Origin of the sequence: Methyloradius palustris (assembly GCF_019703875.1) — a bacterium.
GTDB lineage: Bacteria > Pseudomonadota > Gammaproteobacteria > Burkholderiales > Methylophilaceae > Methyloradius > Methyloradius palustris.
On sequence record NZ_AP024110.1, the window covers coordinates 2,617,049 to 2,641,096 of the forward strand.

Here is a 24,048-nt window from a genome sequence, read left to right on the forward strand (position 1 = left end):
TTGTGCCTGTTTTCTTGCACTAGAAGCGTTCATCAGGTCTTAAATAACGCCAAGTACCCACAGGCAATTGGCCAAGTGTTACGCTGCCGATGCGTATGCGTTTAAGGCCAACTACGGTCAACCCGACTAATTCACACATACGGCGAATCTGGCGTTTACGCCCTTCACGTAATACAAACCTGAGCTGGTCTTCATTCTGCCATGAGACTTTTGCAGGCTTTAGCGTAACACCGTCAAGTGACAATCCGAAGTTGAGCAGCTTAAGATTCCGTTCGCTCAACTCACCTTCTACACGCACCAGATATTCTTTTTCAACACTGGAATCCTCACCAATCAAATGCCTCGCCACTCGGCCATCTTGCGTGAGCACGAGCAAACCAGTGGAATCAATATCCAGACGACCGGCAGGTGCCAAGCCTTGCAAATGCGTGCGCTGGAATACGGTTTTGGTTGGGTCTTCTGTCCATTGATTATCGGGATGCACAAGGACTATCGCAGGCTGGTAGCCATCTTCAGCCTGACCAGAAACATAGCCAATTGGCTTATTCAATAAAATTGTGACAATCTCAGATTGATATTGTTGCGCCTGCTTGCTGATCTCGATATTGGCATTTGGGTCAATGCGTGTACCCAAAGTATTCATTACTACGCCATCCACCTTCACCCAGCCGTTCACAATCCAGTCATCCGCTTCACGGCGTGAGCACAAGCCTAGCTCAGCCATACGCTTGGATAACCTTGGCTGGTCGGCATTACTTGCCTCTGGTTTACCCGAAAACATGGGGTTGGTTGCGCGATTATTATTAAAAGAACCTTGCTCAAAACCATCTCTAGCCTTGCCACCACGGCGCGGTGTATCACGGCCTGATGGATCACGTGGAGCAAATGGCCTAGATTCGCGCTGCTTAAACTCATTGCGTTTAAATTCATCACGCTTGAACTCGCCGCGCTGCAAAGGTCTTTGCGCTGGTGCGCGGCTATCAGAATCTCGGTTTTTAGGGGCTTGCTGTTTAACACTAATCTCTGGTGCTGGAGCCTCTGACGTTTGAGCTGGTATTTTTTGCTCTAATTCTGCTACTTCTCTAGGGGCAGGTGCGTCACGCAAAGTACCGTCATAGCGATGGTTACGCTGACGCGTTGCCGCTGGCTTGCTTTCAGACGATCTATCTTTAAAAGATTTATCGGAGGCAGGCCTCGCTGGTGCAGCGCCTCGCTGACGTTTCGCAGGATCAGCCCGCCGCACAGGCGCTTTTTCGGCTTTAACCGCGGCTTGGTCAGTAGATTTTTTGTTGAGCTTTAAAGTAGTCAAGGGCTTGAAATAGCTTGCGCTATAGATTGAATATAAAAACAGATTATACCCGCTATCGCCGCTAGGGGTTTCAGCAACAAAAAAGCAGGCACTAGGCCTGCTTTTTTGTTGGGCAATTTAGTCGTTAGACTTTCTGATAAACCTCTGAGCCCTTTTTCACAAACTCAATGGCTTTTTCCTGCATGCCTTTTTGCAGGGCTTCCTGTTCTGAAACACCTTGCTCGGCTGCATAGTCGCGTACATCTTGCGAAATTTTCATGGAGCAGAAATGCGGGCCGCACATGGAGCAGAAATGCGCTTGTTTGGCGCCTTCTTGTGGCAGGGTTTCGTCGTGGAATTCCTTGGCTTTTTCTGGATCTAGACCCAAATTAAATTGATCTTCCCAGCGAAATTCGAAACGTGCTTTTGAAAGTGCGTTGTCGCGGATTTGCGCACCCGGATGACCCTTAGCCAAGTCAGCAGCGTGGGCGGCGATCTTGTAAGTGATGATACCAACACGCACATCTTCTTTATCTGGCAAGCCCAAATGCTCTTTTGGTGTGACGTAACACAGCATGGCACAGCCGTACCAACCGATCATGGCGGCGCCTATGCCCGAAGTGATATGGTCATAACCTGGCGCAATGTCGGTGGTTAATGGACCTAGTGTGTAGAACGGAGCTTCACCACAGTGTTCCAGTTGCAGCTCCATGTTTTCCTTGATCAAGTGCATAGGCACGTGGCCTGGACCTTCGATCATGCACTGTACGTCGTGCTTCCAAGCGATCTGTGTCAACTCACCTAGTGTTTTCAGCTCGGCAAATTGCGCTTCATCATTGGCATCGTAAATAGAACCCGGACGCAGGCCATCACCGAGTGAGAAGCTCACATCGTAAGCCTTCATGATTTCGCAGATGTCTTCAAAGTGCTCGTAAAGGAAGCTTTCTTTATGATGCGCCAGACACCATTTCGCCATAATCGAACCACCGCGCGACACGATACCCGTCATGCGCTTGGCAGTCATTGGGATGTAAGCCAAACGAACACCCGCATGGATAGTGAAGTAATCCACGCCTTGTTCAGCTTGCTCAATCAGGGTGTCGCGGAAAATTTCCCAAGTCAGCTCTTCGGCCTTGCCGTTGACCTTTTCCAGCGCCTGATAGATCGGAACTGTACCAATCGGCACGGGTGAATTGCGAATGATCCATTCGCGCGTTTCGTGGATGTTTTTGCCCGTAGACAAATCCATCACGGTATCGCCACCCCAACGGGTGCCCCAGACCATTTTTTCTACTTCTTCAGTAATTGAAGAGCCTAGCGCAGAGTTGCCGATATTGGCATTGATCTTCACCAGGAAATTACGGCCAATGATCATCGGCTCGATTTCAGGGTGGTTAATGTTCAACGGAATAATCGCGCGGCCAAGGGCTACTTCACTACGCACGAATTCTGGCGTAATCACTTTAGGGATGCTCGCGCCAAAATCATGGCCTTTATGCTGCGTTTGCAACAATTCGCTCATGTTTTCGCGGCGCTGGTTTTCACGGATGGCGATGTATTCCATCTCCGGCGTGATGATGCCTTTACGTGCGTAATGCATCTGGCTGACATTCATACCAGCTTTGGCGCGGCGTGGTTTGCGCGTCAGGTTGAAACGCATTGCGGTAAGAGCAGGGTCAGTTTTACGTTGTTGGCCAAACTCAGAGCTTGGGCCATCTAGTTGCTCGGTATCGTTACGTTCTTCAATCCACTTTGCACGCATGGCTGGCAAGCCATTGCGGATATCGATGCTGATTGTTGGATCAGTATAGGGGCCTGATGTGTCATAGACCATGACAGGCGGGTTCTTCTCATCTTTGCCAGCGCCGAACATAGATGGCGTATCTGACAATGAAATCTCACGGAACGGCACGCGAATATCTGGGCGCGAACCTTCAATATAAACTTTACGTGACTTGGCAAAAGGCTGTGTGGTGCCTGCATCAATCTCAGCGGTTTCGCCGTCAAATTTAGCATGCAGGTTTTTATCGATGGTATTCATGGTGCTCCTTGAGGGCAGTATCGTAAGGAGCTTGACTGGCTTCCCTACTGGTTAAACAGTAGAAAAGCATCATTTCTGCTTTCCTACGGCGGCATTACCCGCATCAGGTTCAAAGGGTGTATCTCACTATTGTTGACATGCATCACTGTCAAAATAGACCCCTAGCAATACCCTCGAAATTACGCGAAACTTGCAATAAAAGCAAGTTTAAACTAGTAATCGAAGCATAGATTCACCTGTAAAGAGCTTGCAAACTAAACACTTACGGATATTGGGCTATAATCATTTTTTGAATAGTTTTCATGACGGAATTGCGTATGCATACACAGCCAGTTTCTACCCCATTCAATACAGCAGAGGCCGTTGAACAAGCCCGCTTCAACATGATTGAACAGCAAATCCGCACTTGGGAAGTGCTGGATGGCAATGTGCTTGATCTGCTAAAAAAAGTGCCGCGCGAAAATTTTGTGCCAGTGCAATACAGCGGACTGGCTTTCGCTGACCTCGAAATACCGCTGGGCAATGGCGAACTCATGCTTTCACCCAAGATTGAAGGCCGCATTATGCAGGCGCTGGAAATCAAGAAAACTGACAAGGTTTTAGAAATTGGGACTGGCAGCGGGTATCTAACTGCACTGCTGGCAAGCCAAGCTGCACATGTGTATAGCGTTGAGATCATGCCCGACCTCAGCTACCAAGCAGACAAAAGACTGCAAGACCACAACATCAACAACGTCACGCTGGAAATTGGCGATGCCGCCAATGGCTGGACAGCACATGGCCCTTACGATGTGATTGTGTTTGGTGGTTCATTGCCCCTTAGCCCAACCCATGCGCAGCAATCACTTGCGATTGGTGGCCGTATGTTTGTTGTAGTCGGCGATCTGCCAGCCATGCAGGCCATCATGATCAGGCGCATTTCAGAAGATGGTTTTAAACGCGATGTGCTGTTTGAAACTGCCCTGCCTATATTATCTAACGCACTGCAACCAGACCGATTCAGCTTCTGATTTTCAGACAAGTAAGAGGGGCGGCTTTTTAGCCGCCTTTTTTATTGCTCGCGCAATCATTATTCCCTAGTCATACCATCCAACACAAAAGATAACTTGACGGCGTTAACTTAACAATGTTTAATTAACAACGTTAAGTTAATTTTTAAGCCTACTCATGCCACCCAAGCACAAAACCGCCGATGAGCGCCTGCAACTACATACCAGCATTCTGGATGCTGCTCGCGAACTATTTGTAGAGCGCGGCGTGGAAGCCACCACCATGCGCGAAATTGCAAAACGCATCGGATACTCGCCGACCGCGCTATATCTGCATTTCAAAGATAAAGACGATATTTTGCGCGCCCTGTGCGAAACCGACTTTCTGGCATTGGCAGCGGGTTTGCAATCCATCATAGGCATCCATGACGTACGCCAGCGGCTGAGCATGTTGTGCGACGGATATGCGGAATTCGCGCTTAGCCACCCCAACCACTACCGCCTGATGTTCATGACACCACAGCCAGTCATCGACAAAACAGAACTAAAAATGATTCATCGCGGCAACCCCGAGCAGGACGCATACGCACAGCTGAAATCTATCGTTCAGGATGCATTTGAAGGTGGACACTTTCGGCCTGAGCTAACCAATGTAGACCTGATTTCGCAAACCTTATGGGCAGGCATTCACGGCGCATGTTCATTGCAAATCAGCAAAGGCAATGATGACTGGGTGGAGTGGCGGCCAATTGCAGAACGTATCCAAATGATGCGCGAAACGCTGATGATCGGCATTTTGCGAGCAGACCAAACAAAGATGTAACGAATCTATTGAAACCATATTTTAGAAAACGCTCATGATCATGCACATCAATAAAAAATTAGCACTGTTAATCCTGTTAGCCACTCCGCTTGTCGCTTGCAAACGACCCGAGCCTGCCGAGCCGCCTCCACGGCCTGCGCTCACCATGCAAATAGATGCTTCATCAAGCGCACAAGAAGGCTGGTTGGTTGGTGAAGTGCGCCCCAGATTTGAATCCGCACAAGGCTTTCGCATAGGTGGCAAGATCACCGCACGCAAAGTTGAAGTAGGCGATATTGTGAAAAAAGGCCAGGTACTGGCTGTACTTGATACTGCGGATACTGGGCTGGCATTAGCCTCGGCAGAAGCACAAATACGCGCCGCTGAAGCAGACTCCGCACTTGCCAAAGCAGATTATGAAAGACAAAGCCAACTGCTCAAGCGCAACTTTATCTCCGCTGCCGCCCTTGATAGTTTTGATGCAAAAGCAAAAGCAACAGCTGCTCGCGTTGCGCAATTACGTGCTGATGCAGATGTGGCAAAACACCAATCTCAATACACCTCACTGATTGCAGAGCGTGATGGCGTGATTACAGAAATACACGCCGAGCCTGGCCAAGTGGTTTCCAGTGGCGAAACGGTTGCAAAAGTAGCGGTGCCCGATGTGCTGGAAGTGTTGATTGCAGTGCCTGAATCACGCATCAAAAACCTTGCGGCAGGTAGCGCAACCGCAGTGAGGCTTTGGGCTGACCGTAGCAAACCCTATGCGGGAAAAATACGAGAAATATCGCCTTCAGCAGACAGCCTGACGCGCACTTTCAATGTACGTGTGAGCGTCACCAATCCTGATGCGGGCATTCATATGGGCATGACCGCAGGTGTGAAATTACCTAGCCCTGCCAATAGCAACGCAAGCGAAGAAAGCCACAGCTACACCATCCCCAGCTCGGCAGTCACGGAACAAAATGGCACAACACTGGCTTGGGTGGTGGACGATAAAACACACAAAGTACAACCAAGAAGTATCAGTGTTGGCCCCTATACTGAATCAGGCGTAACCGTAAGCAGCGGCTTGAGTGAGGGCGAGACCATCGTAGTTGCTGGCGTGCACGCGCTGGTGGCTGGCCAGGTAGTCACACCTGTAGCTGCCCACATCAACCAATAGCCAACTGATAGACAACCATCATGACAACTCCTGATCCATCCACTAAAACGGGTTTCAATTTATCCGACTGGGCATTGCACCACCAAAAACTGGTGTTGTATTTCATGCTGGTACTGACCATTGCTGGCTTGGTGGCTTATACCCACTTAGGTCAATCTGAAGACCCACCATTCACGTTCAAAGTGATGGTCGTTCGCACAGGCTGGCCTGGTGCCAGTGCGCAAGAAGTAGCAGAACAGGTGACCGACAAACTTGAAAAAACTCTGCAAGAAGTACCGCATGTGGATTTCTTGCGCAGTTATTCACGCCCAGGCGAGTCACTGATATTCGTGCTGGCGAAAGATTCGACGCCAAAAAGTGAAGTGCCCAATATGTGGTACCAGGTGCGCAAACGCGTGAACGATATTCGCAACACCCTGCCCGATGGTATTGAAGGCCCGACCTTCAATGACGATTTCGGTGATGTATATGGCAACCTCTATACGCTCAGTGGCGATGGCTACGATTATGCTGAACTCAAGCGGCAGGCCGATATAGTCCGCGCAGAGTTGCTTAAGGTGTCTGATGTTGCCAAGGTGGATTATTTTGGCGAACAGAAGCAAAAGATATTCATCGAGCTCACTAACGCCAAGCTGGCTACGTTGGGTTTGGATATCCAAACCCTGATCAGCACTTTGCAAAGGCAAAATGCCGTAACAACTGCTGGAGCTTTTGATACTTCGGCCGAACGCATCCGCATTGCGGCCACTGGTCGTTTTGACCAGATTGAAGCGCTGCGCGATATACGTTTCCGAGCAGGCAATAACGAGTTCAGGCTGGGCGATGTCGCCAAGGTGTATAGCGGCTATGAAGACCCGCCTACGCAGCGCATCCGCTATATGAATAAAGAAGCCATACTGATTGGTGTATCCATGGTGGATGGTGGCGATATTATCCAGCTGGGGCATGGGCTCGATAATGCCACGACTAAAATTGCCGCGCATTTACCAGTGGGTTTAAAGCTGGATACGGTGTCTTCACAACCTCGCTCAGTGGCTCGCTCGGTCAATGAGTTCGTGCATTCACTGGCTGAAGCCTTGATTATCGTGTTAGCGGTCAGCCTGTTATCACTGGGGTGGCGCACAGGTTTTGTGGTGGCGATTACCATTCCCGTAGTGCTCGCCATCACCTTTCTCGTGATGGATATATTCGGCGTTGGCCTGCATAAAATATCGCTTGGCGCACTGATACTGGCTTTAGGCTTGCTGGTAGATGATGCCATCATCGCGGTCGAAATGATGGCGTCCAAGATGGAACAAGGCTGGGATAGAATGCGCGCCGCTTCATTTGCCTTTACCTCCACCGCCATTCCTATGCTTACTGGCACACTGGTCACGGTAGCAGGTTTTCTACCGATTGCCATGGCGCAATCGGCCACGGGCGAATACACGCGCACCCTGTTTCAGGTCCCTGCGATTGCCCTGCTCATTTCATGGCTGGCAGCGGTGATATTCGTGCCTTATCTTGGCTTCCATCTGTTGCCAAAACCAAAAGCGCACGATGCACATGATCTCGATATTTATAGTTCAGGCTTTTACAAGCGCTTTCGCAGCTTGGTCACGCAATGCGTGAAACATCGCTGGATCGTCATAGCGATTACCGTATCAATGTTCGCTGCAGCCATCGCGGAGTTTGGTCTGGTACAGCAACAGTTTTTCCCTGACTCCACCAGACCTGAGCTGATTGTAGATCTACGTCTAGCAGAAGGTGTTTCATACGCCGCTACCGAAAGCGAAGTAAAAAAACTGGAAAGCTGGCTAGGCAAGCAAGAAGGCATTGAAAACTACGTCGCCTATGTTGGCACAGGCAGCCCGCGCTTTTACCTGCCACTAGACCAGCAACTGGCACAACGCAATTTCGCGCAATTTGTCGTGCTGACAAAAGACAGCAAAGCGCGTGAAGCCTTGCGTAGCAAACTATTGCACTTATTTGATACTGACTTCCCCACCTTGCGTGCTTCGGTATTACGTTTGGAAAACGGCCCGCCCGTTGGCTTCCCGGTGCAGTTCCGCATCTCGGGGCCAGATATTCCACAGCTACGCAACATTGCACACAACATTGCCGATGTGATGCGCACCAATCCACACCTGACCAATGTGCAACTGGACTGGGACGAGCCGACCAAGGTGATGCAAGTGGAAATAGACCAATCCAAAGCTAGGCTTCTCGGTATTAGCTCGGCAGAGATCGCCAATATCCTGAATGCGGCTACACAAGGGCTATATGTCACGGAGTTTCGTGATGGCATTGAAAAGATTGATCTAGTTGTCCGCGGCTCACCAGCCGAGCGCCATTATTTGTCGCACTTGCCAGATTTAATGATTCCCAATGCCACAGGCAAAAGTGTGCCGCTCTCGCAAATTGCTACCATCAACTCCACTTTTGAAGATGGTGTGATCTGGCGTCGCAATCGCATGCCAACCATTACTGTGCGCGCTAACTTGCTAGGCAATATACAAGCGCCTGTTGTCTCTGGGCAAGTAGAAGAAAAACTTGCAGAGATTCGCAAACAATTGCCATTGGGTTATCAACTGGAAACTGGCGGCGCGGTTGAAGAATCCGCCAAGGGCAGCAAGTCTATTGGCGCAGGCGTGCCCGTGTTTATCTTTGTGGTACTGACCATTTTGATGATTCAGCTACAAAGCTTCTCGCGCACCATGCTGGTATTGCTTACAGCGCCACTGGGCTTGATTGGCGTGACCATTGCGCTATTGGTCTTTGATAAACCATTCGGCTTTGTCGCCATGCTCGGCACCATTGCGCTCTCCGGCATGATCATGCGCAACTCGGTGATTCTGGTGGACCAGATTGAGCAAGATAAACTGGCTGGAAAACCAGACTGGGAAGCGGTTGTAGAATCTACCGTGCGCCGCTTCAGGCCGATAGTATTAACCGCCGCTGCCGCAATCCTGGCCATGATTCCGCTAGTCGACAATGCTTTCTTTGGCCCGATGGCAGTCGCGATTATGGGCGGGTTAACGGTGGCAACCATGCTCACATTGCTATCACTGCCCGCCATTTATGCAGCTTGGTACAAAGTAAAAATGCCAACGCAAACGAAAGACCTTTAATCATGCGTAAATCGATTATTTCAGGCTTGCTGATGGCAAGCACCTTTTCCACCAGTTCAGCTTTTGCTGCCCAAAACCTGCTGGATATTTACCAACTAGCCTTACGCAATGACCCAACGCTGGCCTCGGCACGCAGCGGCAATGTTGCAGCGCAGGAAAAAACCGAGCAGGGCAAAGCGCTGTATAGGCCCAATGTCAGCTTTAACAGCAATGCCAGCCACACCGAAGGCAATGTGAAATTTATTGGTGCGCCGCCCATTTTTGGTACTGGCGGCAATCTATCTTACGAAACCTATGGCTACGGCTTGAATGTCAGCCAGCCGATTTTTCGTAAGCAGAATATCGTGCAATACCAGCAGTCCAAGATACAAGTCTCGCAGGCCGATAAACAACTGATACTGGCTCAGCAAGATTTGATCTTGCGCAGTGCGCAGGCCTACTTTGACGTATTGCAGGCACAAGACAAGATTGACCTGATCAATGCGCAGAAAAGCGCGATTGCACGCCAGCTGGAGCAAGCCAAAGCTAACTTCGATGCAGGTAACGCAACCGTGACAGATACGAATGAAGCACAAGCCAGGTTTGATCTGACGACAGCCCAAGAAATCGCCGCAAATAACGAACTAGCGGTAAAAAATCGTGCCTTGCAATCTGTGATTGGCCAGCAACCGCAAGTGTTAGCGAGCGTTCACACAACGATTAAAACTGAAGTGCCTGTACTTCCATCTGGTGAGCCTGCTGACCTGGATAAATGGGTAGAAATCGCGGAACAAAACAATATCAGCTTGAGCATTCAACATGAAACTCTCGAGTTGGCGAACAGCGAGGTTGACCTGCAAAACGCCGGGCATTTACCTACACTGGATGCCGTAGGTAATTTTAATAATACCCGGGCGGGCGGCAGTGTGAACGGCTTTGGCAGCGATGCGCAAACCACTACGATTGGCCTGCAACTGCAAATACCGATTTACCAAGGTGGCGCAGTGAGTTCAAAAGTGCGAGAAGCCGTAGCTAATAAACAAAAGGCGCAAGATGACTTGGAGGTAGCGCGTCGCAAAACGGATCTGGATACACAGCAGGCCTATCTCAATTTGGCGAGTAACATCGCCCAGGTGAAGGCTTATGAGCAAGCACTAACTTCTAGCCAAAGCCAGCTGGATTCGACTAACTTGGGTTATCAAGTCGGCATACGCACCAGCGTAGATGTACTGAATGCACAGCAGCAGTTTTACAGTGCACAACGCGACTTACTTCAATCGCGCTATAGTTATCTTTTAAGCGTGCTTAAATTGAAATCTGTCAGTGGATTGTTAAATGAGACAGACCTTGAAGCCACTAACCAACAACTTGTGAGCAAAGAATAGGCACATTAATGCAGCCCATCACCCATACATCGCAGCGCAATCTCAGCCATCTGATCATCATTGATATGCAGGGCAAGCTAGCGAGTGCGATGGATGCTGACGCCATGCAAAGTACCAGCAAAAACTGTGGCATCTTGCTGCAAGCGGCTCAATTTCTGGAAGTGCCAGCTTTATATACTGAGCAATATCCCAAAGGGCTAGGTGTTACCTTGGCCGAGCTCGCAACACATTTGGCCAGTGCGCCTAAAGTAGAAAAAACCACCTTTAGCTGTTGCGACGAACCAAAATTCAATCGCCATCTCACCAGCGATAGACCGCAGCTGGTTCTTGCAGGCATGGAAGCCCACATCTGCGTACTGCAAACCGCATTATCGCTGGCTGGTACAAACCATCAGGTGTTTGTGGTGGAAGATGCCATCATTTCACGCAACCCTGCCAATAAAACCAATGCCATTCAACGCATGCGCGAAGCTGGCTGCATTATCACCAACACAGAATCTGTGGTTTTCGAATGGCTTAAAGTCGCTGAAGGCGATGCTTTCAAACAGATTAGTCGTCTGATACGCTAGCACCTTAACTGCCCTTCTAATCTGGGCTGACAGCTTATTTACAAAGGTGGGCGATGACTTTAACTCGGCTGATATTCATTGTGCTCGTCTTGTATGGCGGCATTCACTGGTGGCATCAGCGCCCCGTGACCCATGGACCTGGCGTTACGGCAAGTGATGAGCCTATTCAAAGTAGAGCCGATAGTGACAGCGCTATCACTAAACATGGTTATAACATCGTCCCGCTGCAAGACTTCTCCATTGATGCCCGAGTGCTCTCGGCAACTCACTACACCTTTGGCCGTGAAGCCGATTTATCGCCAGTTGATCTGGCACTTGGCTGGGGCAGGATGTCTGACGAATCTGTGCTCAAAAATATCAGCATCAGCCAGAGTGGGCGTTTCTACTTTTGGCAGGTGCAGGAATTCCCCATACCGCGTAGCGAGATCGAAACACATAGCGCCAATATGCACATGATTCCCGCCGACTCTGAAGTTGAGAAAACCCTGCTTTCTATTAAGCAAGGCCAAGTGGTGCACATTAGCGGCTATCTGGTAGAGGCGAAAGCCAGTGACGGCTGGCATTGGCGCAGCTCATTAACGCGAGATGACACAGGTGCTGGTGCCTGCGAAGTAGTCTATGTTAAGTCAGTGTATGTGACTCAAGGCTAAAAACTAATTTAGTTGATTTCGTCATTCCCGCGAAAGCGGGAATCTATTTTAATAAAACACATGGATACCCGCTTTTGCGAGTATGACGAATAAATCAGTCCCTCTCTAATTAGCTACTGGCAAATACTCAGCCTAAATATTGATCTACCAAATCAGCAATACGCTCAGTTGCACCGCTGGCACTCTGACTAAAATTTAACGCAGCCCAGCTCATGCTCTGGCGTAATTCAGAATCACCGAACAAACGCTGCAAAGCGGTCACCAGGTCATCGGTATTTTTCACACGCCAAGCTGCTTTTGCTGCAATCGCCTGCTCAGTTGCCAGTGTGAAGTTGAACGTATGCGGGCCAATCAATACGGGCTTGCTCATGGTGCAGGCTTCGATCAGGTTTTGGCCGCCCAATGGTAGAAGACTGCCACCAATAAATGCCACATCGCAAGCGGCATAATAGGTAAACATCTCTCCCATTGAATCACCAAGCACGACTTGCGTAGTGAGCGGCAAATCAGCATTCAGTTGAGAGCGGCGCTGAAAATGGATGCCACGTTTTTTAAGTAGATTACCCACTTCATCAAAGCGCTGTGGGTGGCGCGGCACAATCACGGTCAAGAGGTTGGGGATTTGCAAGGCAGTGATGGCATCAAGAATCAGCGTTTCTTCGCCATCGCGCGTACTGGCGGCAAGAAAAACGGGGCGATTCTTACCTAGCAGATCCCGTAATTGCTGACCTTTTTCGATCGCATCCGCAGGCGGGTTCACATCAAACTTGATATTGCCCATTACTTTTACATTGCCCGCACCCAAATTCTGTAAACGCTCTGCATCAATATCGGTCTGTGCGGCAATCGCACTGAGGCTAGCCAGACCTTGGGCAGTCAACTTTGAAGCTTGCGCATAACCATGGGCTGATTTTTGTGAAAGGCGGGCATTCACCAGCAACAGGGGAATATTACGCTGCTTGCACGCGGCAATGAGATTAAACCAAAGTTCGGTTTCCATCAGCATGCCTATCTCTGGCTTGAAATGGCGCAAAAATCGGCCTACTGCATCAGGCAGGTCATAAGGTAGATATACACGTAGAACAGTATTGCCAAAAAGCTGTTCGCCTGTTTCACGGCCTGTTGGCGTGGAATGAGTAATCAATATCTGATGTTGTGGATGGCGTTGCTGCAAAAGCTTGACCAAAGGTTCGGCCGCTCGGGTTTCGCCCACCGATACACAGTGCAACCAAATCACAGGTTTATCGGACTTCATCGCATAAAAACCAAACCGTTCGCGCCAGTGTTTTAAATAAGCTGGCTGGCGCAATCCGCGCCATAGTAGGCGAAGAGGTACAAAAGGGACGATGAGATATAAAACAGAGGTGTAAACGAAACGTGGCATGGCTGGATTTTCTCACACATTTGCATGCACGGTTCGGGCTGGATTGTCCAAATATTTATTTTTATTTTCGTGAGCGAGGGCTTACCTTGCCCACAAACGAAGCGTAGCAGCGCATTAGCGAAAATGCTCTAAACCCGGGCTCCAAAATAGAGCGCGTGCACCAAAGAATTTTCTTGACCATCACTACAAAATGACATAATTTTACGTTCAATCACAACATATTGTGGTCTGGCAGTTTATTTGCCCTAACAACAGCGCCGCCAAAAATAATAAGCGCAAGCAGAATTAAGGAAGGAATACCATGCTTAAAGCAGTTCAGGCTATTAAAGAATCTACCCCAGAGAATGAAGTCCCTATTCAACCAGTCTCGCTCGACATCTGGGATAAGAAATATCGCCTAAAAACCAAGCAAGGTAAGTTTATTGATGAAAACATTGACGACACCTATAGCCGTGTTGCTCGCGCATTGGCGGATGCAGAAGATACCGAGGCAAAGCGTACCCTCTGGTATGACAAATTTTTGTGGGCTTTACGTCGCGGCGCAATCCCCGCTGGCCGTATTACTTCAAATGCTGGCGCACAAGAACACAAGCCAGCCACCAGCACTATCAATTGCACTGTGTCTGGCATTGTTGAAGACAGCATGGATGACATTCTGGGCAAAGTACACGAAGCGGGCTTAACCCTAAAAGCGGGTTGTGGCATTGGCTATGAATTTTCTACATTGCGCCCTAAAGGTGCTTTTGTGGCAGGCGCTGGCGCTTACACCAGCGGCCCGCTGTCATTCATGGATATCTACGACAAGATGTGCTTCACCGTGTCATCTGCTGGTGGCCGCCGTGGTGCGCAAATGGCAACTTTTGATATTTCACATCCTGATGTCACTGACTTCATCAAGGCCAAGCGTGAGGCGGGTCGTTTACGTCAGTTCAACCTCTCATGCCTGATCACCAAAGAATTCATGGAAGCCGTCAAAGGTGATTCAGACTGGAAACTGGCTTTCCCTGTGACATCAAAAGAAGCCACGATTGATAACCTCAATCTGGAAGACGACACTCAAGTCGTTTGGCGCGAGTGGCCAGTAAAAGGCAAATACCTGACCCGCGAATCAGACGGCAAAGTAGCCTGCCGCGTTTACAAAACCATCCGCGCACAACGCCTGTGGGATGTCATCATGTCCAGCACCTATGACTTTGCTGAGCCTGGCTTCATACTGATTGATCGCGTGAATGAAATGAACAACAACTGGTTCTGCGAAAACATCCGCGCGACCAACCCTTGTGGTGAACAGCCTTTACCGCCTTATGGTGCTTGCCTGCTAGGTTCAGTCAACCTGACCAAATTTGTGCGTCACCCATTTACCGATGATGCCTATTTTGACTGGGCTGAATATCGCGAAGTGGTCGCTACGTTTACCCGCATGCTGGATAACGTGGTTGAAGTGAATGGCCTGCCACTGCAACAGCAACGTGACGAAATCGCCCGTAAACGCCGCCACGGCATGGGTTACCTCGGTTTGGGCTCAACCCTCACCATGCTGAAAATGAAATATGGTGAAGATTCTTCACTTACTTTCACCGAAGAAGTCACCAAGATCATGGCTGAAGTCGGCTGGGAAATCGGCGTGGAACTGGCTGCTGAAAAAGGCCCAGCACCGATTATGGATGAAGAGTTTGTAGTCACTGCCGACATGCTGGCTAAACGCCCAGAAATGGTCAAAGACGGCATTAAGCTCGGCGCTAAAGTAAAAGGCAAAGTACTCATGGGTAAATATAGCCGCTATATGCAGCAGTTCCCTGAAAGCCTACGCGAGAAAATCGCTGAGTCTGGTGTGCGCTTTACCCATCACAGCTCAATTGCGCCAACTGGCACCATTTCACTGTCACTGGCTAACAATGCCAGTAACGGGATTGAACCTTCATTCGCGCACCACTACGCACGTAACGTGATTCGCGAAGGCAAGAAATCAAAAGAAAAAGTCGATGTATTCTCATACGAGTTGCTGGCGTATCGCGAGTTGATTAACTCAAAAGCCATGCCGTTCTCTGATAAAACCGACGAACAATTGCCTGACTACTTCCTTGATTCATCGACTATTCAGGCCAAAGCCCACGTGGATATTCAAGCTGCTGCGCAAAAATGGATTGATAGCTCAATCTCAAAAACCATCAACGTGCCAACAGACTATGACTACGAAGATTTCAAGAACATCTACGTTTACGCCTATGAAAAAGGCCTGAAAGGTTGCACCACGTTCCGCTTTAATCCAGAAGCCTTCCAGGGCGTGTTAGTGACTGAAAAAGATCTAGAAAACACCGTGTATAAATTCACGCTGGAAGATGGCACCGAAGTTGAAGCCAAAGGCAATGAAGAGATTGAATACGATGGCGAAATGCACAGCGCTGCCAATCTTTACGATGCTTTAAAAGAAGGTTACTACGGTAAATTCTAAGCGACGTTTTTAAAACATTCTAGGAGAGCAACGGATTAACAGTCCGTTGCTCTGACTCAAGGAGAAGCATCATGGCAATTAAAATAGAAAAGAAAATCACTGGCTACAACGTCATCACTGAAGAAGACAAAGCCAAAACTGCTGAAAACGAAAAAGCCCAAGCGCAGAAAATGGCTGAAATCGTGCAGTTCGGCGAGCCTTTAAGCCGTCCAGAAAAGCTGATCGGCAATACCTATAAAGTAAAAACACCAGTCACTGAGCATGCGCTCTACATCACCATCAATGATGTAGTCGTTAACCCAGGTACGCCACAAGAACACCGCCGCCCATTTGAAGTATTCATCAACTCCAAAAATATGGAACACTTCCAGTGGATAGTCGCGCTTACCCGCGTGATGTCTGCCGTGTTCCGCAAAGGTGGCGACATTACTTTCTTGGTAGAAGAGCTACACAGCGTGTTTGACCCCAGCGGCGGCTACTTCAAAAAAGGTGGCAAATACATCCCTAGCTTGGTAGCTGAAATCGGCGAAGTATTAGAGCAACACCTGCAAGAAATTGGCATGCTCAAAAAAACCGAACCTGATGTACATCAGAAAAAACTGATCGACGAGAAACGCACCGAGTACATGGAAAAACACTCCAACGAACCCATCAATGAAGAAGGCTACCCAAAAGGCGCCCAACTCTGCCCTAAATGCAGCACCAAAGCAGCGATTGTGATGGATGGTTGCCTGACTTGTTTGAATTGCGGCGAAAGTAAGTGTGGTTAAAAGACAAAGGGGCTTCGGCCCCTTTTTTGTTGTTACTGACACTCAATGCTGCAACTAAGACGCGAAATGCTGCAATCTTGTACAGTAAATGCTGCAACTAAATAGGAAACCCGCTAAATGCGGGTTTTTTATGTGCGGTTGAGGGGTTTACTACCCAGATTTGGATTTAGGCTTTGGAAATGAATGGCCTATGAATTTGTAACTGACACCATAAGCAGCGATTAAGTCAGCATAACCCGCGATCTTATACAGCATAAGCAGCGACTAAATAACAAACCCGCTAAATGCGGGTTTTTTTTATGTGTGGTTGAGGTGTTGCTATTCCCAAGATTTCAATTTGGGCCTTGTGAAATGAATTACCAATAAGGCTTACAACAATTCTTTCGAGAACTTGAAGTGTAGTGCTGCTTTGTCAGGAACATCTACATGCTCCCCAGTCTTGGGGTTACGACCTGTTCTGGCAGGTAGAATACGGCGAGAGAAGCTACCGAAGCCACGAATCTCGGTTCGGTTACCTGTGATTAAACTGTCACCTATGCTGTCGAGAATATGTTCAACACAGCTTTTGATATCAGCTAGTGTTAGCTTTGGAAACTTAGTTGAGAGTTGGATGATGAGTTCAGATCTAGTCATCTAGAAAGCTTAAGATAAATAAGCTTTTCTGGTCAATACGGAGATAGTCTTACATTCTTCAGGTATGGCCGCTTTCGGCCAATAGCGGCAATTTGATCTCTCAAAACTACTACTGATTTCCATACTGTTAGAGCCTAACAAACCCAATCTACATTGCTATCTTCACCTAACTATCGCCCACCTAATTATCCTAAAGATTTCAATCTCCCAACCCGTTAAAGATATCATGCTTCTAGAGTGTTTATGAGCAATGACGTTCCAAATTAGTACCTAAAAAAGAATATACATATCAATAGAGAAACAAGACTCACGTGTCAACTATTGAACCCATAGAAAAATGAAATCGTTGGAACAAATACCGCGCCCAACTCTGCTGAGTTATATCCTTTTACCGCTGGCTTATTGCTTGAGCGCAAAAGTAAGCCTTGCATTGGCTACTTCGCAGGAGGGAGTGACGATCCTGTGGTTGCCAAATGCTTTTACCTTGGCAACTCTGCTTTACTACCGCGGTCAGCGATATTGGTTTTTTATGCTACTGGTCATGTTGTCTGAAGTAGCAGGCGACTCCCCACGATTTGAATGGCATGAATCCATCATGTTAGGAATTGCTAATATTATTGAAGTCACAATTGCGTACTTGATTATGCGTGAAAGTGGCGTCTCAAGAAAATTAAATGATTTACGTGATGTTGTTCAATTTTCTGTCGCAGGCCCCTTAATTGGATCTCTTTTTGGCGGATTAACTGGTGCGGCAATCATTAAGTCTTTTAGTGCAAATGCAGACAATTATTTATCCATTGTGCAAGTGTGGTGGTTAGGAGATGCACTTGGATTAATGATCCTAACGCCTATGTTGCTAGCTTTCTTATATCCGAAGAAGCAAACATTTCAGCCTTTTCAGAGCGTTGATTTGTTAGTCTGTGTCATTACGGCAGGCTTGGCTGGATTGGTTTTCTCGGCCAGCAATGCAGAAATAGGAGGCGTTTTTCTTACCCCGACGCTTCTACTGCCTTCAATGTTGTATCTGGCTGCTCGCACGAATTTGAAATGGACAGCTATCGGTATATGTATTCTTTCATTCTCCCTTACTCTATTGATTTCACATGGAGAAAAACCATTTGGGGATTTGCCCATGACCCTTACTATCTTGCATGGGCAAGAGTTCATTTTTACCCTTAGCATCGCCAGTATGGGACTTGCCACCTTGATGTCTCATATTCGTGATCATAAGCATCATCTGGAGACTCGGGTAGCAGAGCGAACCGAAGAACTAAAGATCGCAAATCGTCAGCTTGAAGAACTAAGTACTACTGATGGCCTCACAGGAATCGCCAATCGTCGTCGTTTTGATGAGGAATTACAAAGTGAATGGTCACGTGCAGTGCGATCTTCTCAACCACTATCTCTAGCAATCATTGATATAGATTGGTTCAAGAACTATAACGATCATTATGGTCATCAAGAGGGGGATGAGTGTTTACGTAAGGTGGCTGGTATTCTGGCTTCTGTTATATCCCGTGGTGGTGATTTTCTGGCACGCTATGGTGGAGAGGAGTTCGTTTTCATTGCTCCAGACACAGATGTCGACCATGCGGCCGCCATCGCTCACAAAATTTGTGATGCATTTCAAGCCGCTGGATTACCCCATGAATTATCTAACTATGGATACGTCACCGTCAGTATTGGTGTTGCGTCTATGATCCCTCAGCAGGCAAGCAAACCATATACATTAGTGAAAGCCGCTGACAAGGCGTTATACCTCGCTAAAGGACAAGGACGCAATCAAGCTGTATATGCTGAGATATGACCTTTAATCTCCCCCTGATCCTTTTCAACCACCCATGATCATGACGCACTATCCGATCAAATCCATCATTAGCAGCCTCACATTCTTCCATACCCGATAATCTCGCGAGGAATTTGACTCAGTGCAATTTCGCGTTGCACTGCACCTAGTTTAAAAGCCTCTTTCGGCATACCGTAGACAACACAGCTATCTTCATCTTGCCCTAAAGTGGTAGCGCCAGCTTCTAACATTTCTTTTAAACCTTGCGCGCCATCATCACCCATACCCGTCATGATGATACCCAGTGCATTTTTTCCTGCACTCTGCGCAACGGAACGAAAAAGTACATTTACTGAGGGTTTATGGCGGCTCACCAATGGCCCATCGACAACATCAACATGATATTGCGCACCGCTGCGTTTTAGGAGCATATGCTTTCCACCTGGGGCAATCAGCGCCCGACCTGGCATCACGCGATCACCTGTAACGGCCTCTTTTACTTCAATCTCACAGAGTTGATTCAAACGCGCGGCAAATGCGGCAGTAAAGCTTTCTGGCATATGCTGCACAATGACAATACCAGGCGAAACTCTGGGTAAGGCTGTCAACACTCGCTCCAACGCCTGTGTGCCACCAGTAGATGTGCCAATTGCAACGATACGGTCCGTCGTTTGCGCCATTGCATGACTATGTGCTGGCAAAATAGCATCGGCACTGAGTTTCGGAGCAACTTTGACTGGGTTATCAGCCGACATAATACGTTTGAGATTAGCTTTTGCTGCCACTTTAACCACTTGTACTATGTCTTCAGAATCATCTTTAATAAAATCCTTAAGTCCTATCTTGGGTTTGGTGATAATGCTAACAGCACCAGCAGCAAGGGCTTGCATGGTAGTTTCTGCCCCTTTCTCCGTTAAAGTAGAACAGATAATGACTGGCGTTGGGCGTTGCGACATGAGTTTTTTTAGAAAAGTAATGCCATCCATACGCGGCATTTCCACATCCAGTACGATCACATCTGGCCATTCCTTTTTCATCTTTTCCATTGCAAATAGCGGGTCAACCGCCGCACCTATGACTTCAATGTCTGGAGATTGGTTTAATTTTTCTGTTAATACCTGACGTACTACAGCCGAGTCATCAACAATCAACACTTTTATTTTTTTCAATCTGCCTCTCCAATTAGCTGCTTTCTAATGCGCTTATTCTTGATGAACAACGGCTTTTTTCTTTTTAAGAGGTTTAGTTTCTTCTATCTGTGGCAAATGATGGTGCCTGACCCACACATGACCGCTCCACACATCAAAAATAATATATCGGTGGCCACTACCACCCACATGCTCTGCCTGACTATTAAACCCATATTTTTTTAACTGGGCGCGTACTGCCTCTATATTCTTCAACCCGATATCAATGCCTTTTCTTTTATTCTGACTAGGGAACATATCACCACCGCCAAATAATTTAACCTGATATTGCTTCGGGTTAGTATCTGCCTGCTTCATTTCTGCTAATAACAATTCCATTGCTTCATCCGCGTACATACCATTAGTCGGCATATCTGGAGGCTGAATTTTGTTAGCGGGACGCTCTGGCAGCATGATGTGGCTCATGCCCCCTAACAGTCGCTGTGGATGCCAAAAAGTCATGGAAACGCATGAACCCAATATCGTCCGCATGCGGGTCTCTTTATCGCCGAAATAATACTCACCAGGCCGGATAAACACCTCTAATACATGTTTGGGTTTAGGCATAGAATAGTTTAGCCGTCCAATGACTCATTAATCTTGGGGCTTACGGTAAATAGAGGGCAGGATGGCTTCATAAGCACTACTGACCCCATTCAAGCTTTCTGAATGGCTAATGATGAAGTAACCACCAGGCCGCAATAATGACAACATTTGCTGAGTAATTTGTCGCTTGGTTTCAATATCAAAATAAATCATGACATTACGTAAAAAGATCACATCAAACTCACCAAGTGCTGGGTAAGGCTTGGTCAGGTTAATCGATGTAAACGCAACTTTCTGACGCAACTCTTTTACGATAAGTAGCTTATCCGCATGGTCGCCAGTACCTTTCAAGCAATACTTGGTTAAGTAATGGCGTGGGATTTCTTCAGCACGCGAAATTGGATAATAGCCTGCACGTGCTTGCTCAAGCACGCGCGTACTAATGTCTGATGCTACAACCTCCCAGGGTTCAGTCTGGAGATATTCAGCCAGCAACATGGCAATGGTATAAGGCTCTTCACCACTGGAGCTAGCTGCACTCCATACCCTGAAATTACGGCCCTTAGTACGTTTAGGTAATATATGATTACGCATAAAATCAAAATGCTTAGGCTCACGAAAAAAGTGTGTTTCGTTAGTAGTCAGCAGATCAATGGCTATTTGCCGCTCTTCAGCGTGCTTGGGATTGGTAATGAGGCTGTAATAATCAGTATAGGTTTTAAGCCCTTGGCTACGTAACCGCTTTGCCAGTCGACCACTCACTAATGGCTGCTTGCTGTCTGCCAAGCTAATGCCAGCATGTTCATAAATAAACGATTTGAACAAGCTAAACTCTTTATTACTAATGGGTGTTAATTCCATCGGTTAATCCCTATTAAAAAAACTAAACTGCAACCAACTCACGTGATACACGCACCAGATGATCAAACTGGTCATGCGGCATCGGTTTACCAAATAGATATCCCTGGGCGGTATAACAACCGTTGGCACTCAGGTATTCGGCCTGTTCTTCAGTTTCCACGCCTTCAGCGACTAAATCCAAGTGCAGTATTTTGGAAAGTTGCACCATGAGCTTCACTAACGCTGACTTCTCCAGATCAATTGGGATATCACAGATAAACGAACGATCAATTTTGATCTGACTAATCGGGTAACGTGTGAGATAGCTCAATGAAGAATAGCCAGTGCCAAAATCATCAATTGATATATCAAAGCCGATCTCACTCAAGGCAATGAGTTTATTGAGCATGTCAGAGCTTTTATCAAGTAACAGACTCTCTGTGATTTCAAGTTTGATCCACTGGGGTTGGCAACCAGTTTCAGCTAATAGCGTTTTAATGGTCAGGACTAAATCGTTGCGAATAAACTGGCGCGTAGATAAATTCACAGCGATTTTAAAAGGTGCTTCACTCTCTTTATTCCAGGTGACGGCGGCTTTAAAAGCAGTATTGAGTACCCAAGCACCAACCTCAATAATCTGGCCAGTTTCTTCAGCTAGTGAAATGAATTTATCTGGTGATAGCAAACCTAGGGTAGGGTGCTGCCAGCGCACTAAGGCCTCTGCACCAATCAGCCCATGGTGAGTTAAATCAACTTGCGGCTGATAATAGAGCACCAACTCTTCACGCGATACCGCTTTGCGTAACGCAGCATCAAGCTCTGCGCGTGCCAATGATTGCAATGTCATATCTCCCACATAAAACTGGGCGTTGTTACGTCCCATTTCTTTAGCGTGGTACATGGCCGTATCGGCATAATTCAATATCTGGTTTGCATCTTGTGCATCGTCAGGATACAAGGCCACACCGATGCTCATAGTGATTGAAAGCTCTTGATCAGATACCTCAAACGGCTGGGAGAATAAGGCCATTATTTCTTCTGAAAGTACCATCAAAGCTGCTTTTGATTGTATGTGTGGTAGTAATATCGCAAATTCATCCCCCCCCAGTCTGGCTAGCATGTCAATTTGCCTTAAGACAGTTTTGAGTCGATGAGCTACTTCCGATATCAGTAAGTCGCTGCTGGCATATCCCAGCAGATCGTTTACCTCTTTAAAACCATCTATATCCAGCACCATGAGTGCAAATGGTTGCAATGTAGAGTCGCCAGGAGGAGAAATATACTTTTTAGTTTTCTCAAGCAAAAGCAAACGGTTGGGTAACTGGGTAAGTGGGTCCAAGTAACCCAAGTGATGAATGCCTTGCTGGCTATCAAGAATGGCCGTCATGTCTTGCCCAACACCTAAGACAGAAGTCATTTCACCTTGCTGATCAAACTCTGGCAGTAATTCGACTTTCAGTACCCGGTCTTCACCATTTTCAGCCTTCCACTGCATGTGCGCGGTGACATTACGCCGAGTTTTAAAAACATTAAGAACACATTGCTCATACTCATCGGCAGAGTGTCCGCCTGGATACTCCGAGGGTGTTTTCCCCATCAAGTAATCAGCACTTTTATCCATATACGAGTTAAAGCGGTTACTGACGTAGATTCTTCTAGCATGGCTGTCATAGCGAATAATCAAATTAGGACTGTTTTCGATGAGCTTGCGATATTCCTGGGCAATACTCACAAGCTTGATCACCTCCAACCCCTGTCGTTTGGCTTTAATCAATAAATAACAGCCAGCAATTGCCATTGCTATCAGGAGGAACAGCAAAACACCCAACACAATATGAGAGATAGCCATCTATTCATCATCTCGTTTTAAGTGACTCTTGGATGAAGTTATTGAGTAAACACTTATTCACGATGATTAATTAGCAAACTTAGGCTGCATCACCAACAGCAGCCAGTGTTGCTATCTCTTCAAGTGATAGCACATAACTTACATTCAGAATAATGACAAACTTGCCTTCGACTTTACCCATCCCAGCAATAAAATCAGCCCGGATATTCGCACCAAAATTAGGGGCTGGCTCAATCTGGTCAGGCAATATATCCATCACCTCGTTGACGGCATCTACCATTACCCCAACCACTTGCTGTTCACCTTCGTACTCAACTTCAATAATGACCACACAAGTACGACGTGACAAACTGGTAGGTTGTTTACCGAAACGTGCGCCTAGATCAATCACGGGCACGACTGCTCCACGCAGATTAATCACCCCACGTATAAACTCTGGCATACGCGGCACTTCAGTTAATTGGCCATATTCAATAATCTCTTTGATATTAAGAATATTGATGGCGAAGACTTCTGTCCCCAGCATAAATGTAAGGTATTGCTGAGAGTCTGCAATACCCAGCGCTGCGAGCTGCAAACTAGTAGCGGGTGAGGCACCTGATGTTTTAATGGCTGCGTTCATA

19 protein-coding genes and 1 riboswitch are annotated in these 24,048 nt (G+C 47.5%); of the genes, 10 read left to right on the forward strand and 9 right to left on the reverse strand.

Features of this window, described 5'->3' with window-relative positions:
- Positions 1–19: 19 nt before the first annotated feature.
- Positions 20–1,309, reverse strand: a complete 1,290-nt coding sequence (locus ZMTM_RS12635; RefSeq protein WP_221764181.1) for a pseudouridine synthase — start codon at positions 1,307–1,309, stop codon at positions 20–22.
- Positions 1,310–1,433: 124 nt separating this feature from the next.
- Complete coding sequence (thiC, locus tag ZMTM_RS12640) at positions 1,434–3,329, reverse strand: phosphomethylpyrimidine synthase ThiC (protein ID WP_221764182.1); 1,896 nt, start codon at positions 3,327–3,329, stop codon at positions 1,434–1,436.
- 63 nt (positions 3,330–3,392) lie between these two features.
- Positions 3,393–3,502, reverse strand: a riboswitch (TPP riboswitch).
- Between the two features lie 144 nt (positions 3,503–3,646).
- On the opposite strand from thiC, the gene ZMTM_RS12645 reads away from it, so the two are divergent.
- The 7 genes from ZMTM_RS12645 (at position 3,647) to ZMTM_RS12675 (ending at position 11,978) form a co-directional block, all read left to right on the forward strand.
- Positions 3,647–4,339, forward strand: coding sequence for a protein-L-isoaspartate O-methyltransferase family protein (locus tag ZMTM_RS12645; RefSeq protein ID WP_221764183.1), 693 nt, complete (start codon positions 3,647–3,649; stop codon positions 4,337–4,339).
- A gap of 157 nt (positions 4,340–4,496) precedes the next feature.
- On the forward strand, positions 4,497–5,141 hold the full coding sequence (locus ZMTM_RS12650; RefSeq protein WP_221764184.1) for a TetR/AcrR family transcriptional regulator: 645 nt from the start codon (positions 4,497–4,499) through the stop codon (positions 5,139–5,141).
- Positions 5,142–5,175: 34 nt separating this feature from the next.
- Complete coding sequence (locus ZMTM_RS12655; RefSeq protein WP_221764185.1) at positions 5,176–6,285, forward strand: efflux RND transporter periplasmic adaptor subunit; 1,110 nt, start codon at positions 5,176–5,178, stop codon at positions 6,283–6,285.
- A 20-nt stretch (positions 6,286–6,305) separates the two neighbouring features.
- Positions 6,306–9,395, forward strand: coding sequence for an efflux RND transporter permease subunit (locus ZMTM_RS12660; RefSeq protein ID WP_221764186.1), 3,090 nt, complete (start codon positions 6,306–6,308; stop codon positions 9,393–9,395).
- A gap of 2 nt (positions 9,396–9,397) precedes the next feature.
- Complete coding sequence (locus ZMTM_RS12665) at positions 9,398–10,759, forward strand: TolC family outer membrane protein (protein ID WP_221764187.1); 1,362 nt, start codon at positions 9,398–9,400, stop codon at positions 10,757–10,759.
- An 8-nt stretch (positions 10,760–10,767) separates the two neighbouring features.
- Positions 10,768–11,328 (forward strand): hydrolase, encoded by a 561-nt coding sequence (locus ZMTM_RS12670; RefSeq protein ID WP_221764188.1) that lies wholly within the window; start codon positions 10,768–10,770, stop codon positions 11,326–11,328.
- 53 nt (positions 11,329–11,381) lie between these two features.
- Entirely contained in the window at positions 11,382–11,978 is a 597-nt protein-coding gene (locus tag ZMTM_RS12675; RefSeq protein ID WP_221764189.1) for a hypothetical protein, read from the forward strand.
- A 127-nt stretch (positions 11,979–12,105) separates the two neighbouring features.
- Here ZMTM_RS12675 and waaA read toward each other — a convergent pair whose 3' ends face one another.
- A complete protein-coding gene (gene waaA, locus ZMTM_RS12680) occupies positions 12,106–13,362 on the reverse strand; it encodes a lipid IV(A) 3-deoxy-D-manno-octulosonic acid transferase (RefSeq protein WP_221764190.1) in 1,257 nt (418 codons plus the stop codon).
- A gap of 301 nt (positions 13,363–13,663) precedes the next feature.
- Here waaA and ZMTM_RS12685 point away from each other — a divergent pair, with 301 nt between their 5' ends.
- A complete protein-coding gene (locus ZMTM_RS12685) occupies positions 13,664–15,814 on the forward strand; it encodes an adenosylcobalamin-dependent ribonucleoside-diphosphate reductase (protein WP_221764191.1) in 2,151 nt (716 codons plus the stop codon).
- A 71-nt stretch (positions 15,815–15,885) separates the two neighbouring features.
- On the forward strand, positions 15,886–16,584 hold the full coding sequence (locus tag ZMTM_RS12690) for a TSCPD domain-containing protein (RefSeq protein ID WP_221764192.1): 699 nt from the start codon (positions 15,886–15,888) through the stop codon (positions 16,582–16,584).
- A gap of 369 nt (positions 16,585–16,953) precedes the next feature.
- On the opposite strand, the gene ZMTM_RS12695 is transcribed toward ZMTM_RS12690, so the two are convergent.
- Complete coding sequence (locus tag ZMTM_RS12695) at positions 16,954–17,217, reverse strand: HU family DNA-binding protein (protein ID WP_221764193.1); 264 nt, start codon at positions 17,215–17,217, stop codon at positions 16,954–16,956.
- A gap of 337 nt (positions 17,218–17,554) precedes the next feature.
- Here ZMTM_RS12695 and ZMTM_RS12700 point away from each other — a divergent pair, with 337 nt between their 5' ends.
- The gene (locus tag ZMTM_RS12700) at positions 17,555–19,024 is read left to right on the forward strand and encodes a sensor domain-containing diguanylate cyclase (protein WP_221764194.1); all 1,470 of its coding nucleotides are present in this window, start codon (positions 17,555–17,557) and stop codon (positions 19,022–19,024) included.
- Between the two features lie 77 nt (positions 19,025–19,101).
- On the opposite strand, the gene ZMTM_RS12705 is transcribed toward ZMTM_RS12700, so the two are convergent.
- The 5 genes from ZMTM_RS12705 to ZMTM_RS12725 form a co-directional block, all read right to left on the reverse strand.
- Positions 19,102–20,172: a protein-glutamate methylesterase/protein-glutamine glutaminase gene (locus ZMTM_RS12705; protein ID WP_221764195.1), complete on the reverse strand. Its 1,071-nt coding sequence runs from the start codon at positions 20,170–20,172 to the stop codon at positions 19,102–19,104.
- 33 nt (positions 20,173–20,205) lie between these two features.
- A complete protein-coding gene (locus ZMTM_RS12710; protein WP_221764196.1) occupies positions 20,206–20,757 on the reverse strand; it encodes a chemotaxis protein CheD in 552 nt (183 codons plus the stop codon).
- 27 nt (positions 20,758–20,784) lie between these two features.
- Positions 20,785–21,597 (reverse strand): CheR family methyltransferase, encoded by an 813-nt coding sequence (locus ZMTM_RS12715; protein ID WP_221764197.1) that lies wholly within the window; start codon positions 21,595–21,597, stop codon positions 20,785–20,787.
- 22 nt (positions 21,598–21,619) lie between these two features.
- Positions 21,620–23,425 carry a putative bifunctional diguanylate cyclase/phosphodiesterase gene (locus tag ZMTM_RS12720; protein ID WP_221764198.1) on the reverse strand — a complete coding sequence of 602 codons (1,806 nt, stop codon included), beginning with the start codon at positions 23,423–23,425 and terminating at the stop codon, positions 21,620–21,622.
- A gap of 79 nt (positions 23,426–23,504) precedes the next feature.
- The gene (locus tag ZMTM_RS12725; protein ID WP_221764199.1) at positions 23,505–24,047 is read right to left on the reverse strand and encodes a chemotaxis protein CheW; all 543 of its coding nucleotides are present in this window, start codon (positions 24,045–24,047) and stop codon (positions 23,505–23,507) included.
- Position 24,048 lies beyond the last annotated feature (1 nt).

Coding starts and splice junctions, on each gene's coding strand:
- thiC (WP_221764182.1), bottom strand. CDS start 3,329: ATGAATACCATCGATAAAAACCTGCATGCTAAATTTGACGGCGAAACC.
- ZMTM_RS12645 (WP_221764183.1), top strand. CDS start 3,647: ATGCATACACAGCCAGTTTCTACCCCATTCAATACAGCAGAGGCCGTT.
- ZMTM_RS12650 (WP_221764184.1), top strand. CDS start 4,497: ATGCCACCCAAGCACAAAACCGCCGATGAGCGCCTGCAACTACATACC.
- ZMTM_RS12655 (WP_221764185.1), top strand. CDS start 5,176: ATGATCATGCACATCAATAAAAAATTAGCACTGTTAATCCTGTTAGCC.
- ZMTM_RS12660 (WP_221764186.1), top strand. CDS start 6,306: ATGACAACTCCTGATCCATCCACTAAAACGGGTTTCAATTTATCCGAC.
- ZMTM_RS12665 (WP_221764187.1), top strand. CDS start 9,398: ATGCGTAAATCGATTATTTCAGGCTTGCTGATGGCAAGCACCTTTTCC.
- ZMTM_RS12670 (WP_221764188.1), top strand. CDS start 10,768: ATGCAGCCCATCACCCATACATCGCAGCGCAATCTCAGCCATCTGATC.
- ZMTM_RS12675 (WP_221764189.1), top strand. CDS start 11,382: ATGACTTTAACTCGGCTGATATTCATTGTGCTCGTCTTGTATGGCGGC.
- waaA (WP_221764190.1), bottom strand. CDS start 13,362: ATGCCACGTTTCGTTTACACCTCTGTTTTATATCTCATCGTCCCTTTT.
- ZMTM_RS12685 (WP_221764191.1), top strand. CDS start 13,664: ATGCTTAAAGCAGTTCAGGCTATTAAAGAATCTACCCCAGAGAATGAA.
- ZMTM_RS12690 (WP_221764192.1), top strand. CDS start 15,886: ATGGCAATTAAAATAGAAAAGAAAATCACTGGCTACAACGTCATCACT.
- ZMTM_RS12695 (WP_221764193.1), bottom strand. CDS start 17,217: ATGACTAGATCTGAACTCATCATCCAACTCTCAACTAAGTTTCCAAAG.
- ZMTM_RS12700 (WP_221764194.1), top strand. CDS start 17,555: ATGAAATCGTTGGAACAAATACCGCGCCCAACTCTGCTGAGTTATATC.
- ZMTM_RS12710 (WP_221764196.1), bottom strand. CDS start 20,757: ATGCCTAAACCCAAACATGTATTAGAGGTGTTTATCCGGCCTGGTGAG.
- ZMTM_RS12715 (WP_221764197.1), bottom strand. CDS start 21,597: ATGGAATTAACACCCATTAGTAATAAAGAGTTTAGCTTGTTCAAATCG.
- ZMTM_RS12720 (WP_221764198.1), bottom strand. CDS start 23,425: ATGGCTATCTCTCATATTGTGTTGGGTGTTTTGCTGTTCCTCCTGATA.
- ZMTM_RS12725 (WP_221764199.1), bottom strand. CDS start 24,047: ATGAACGCAGCCATTAAAACATCAGGTGCCTCACCCGCTACTAGTTTG.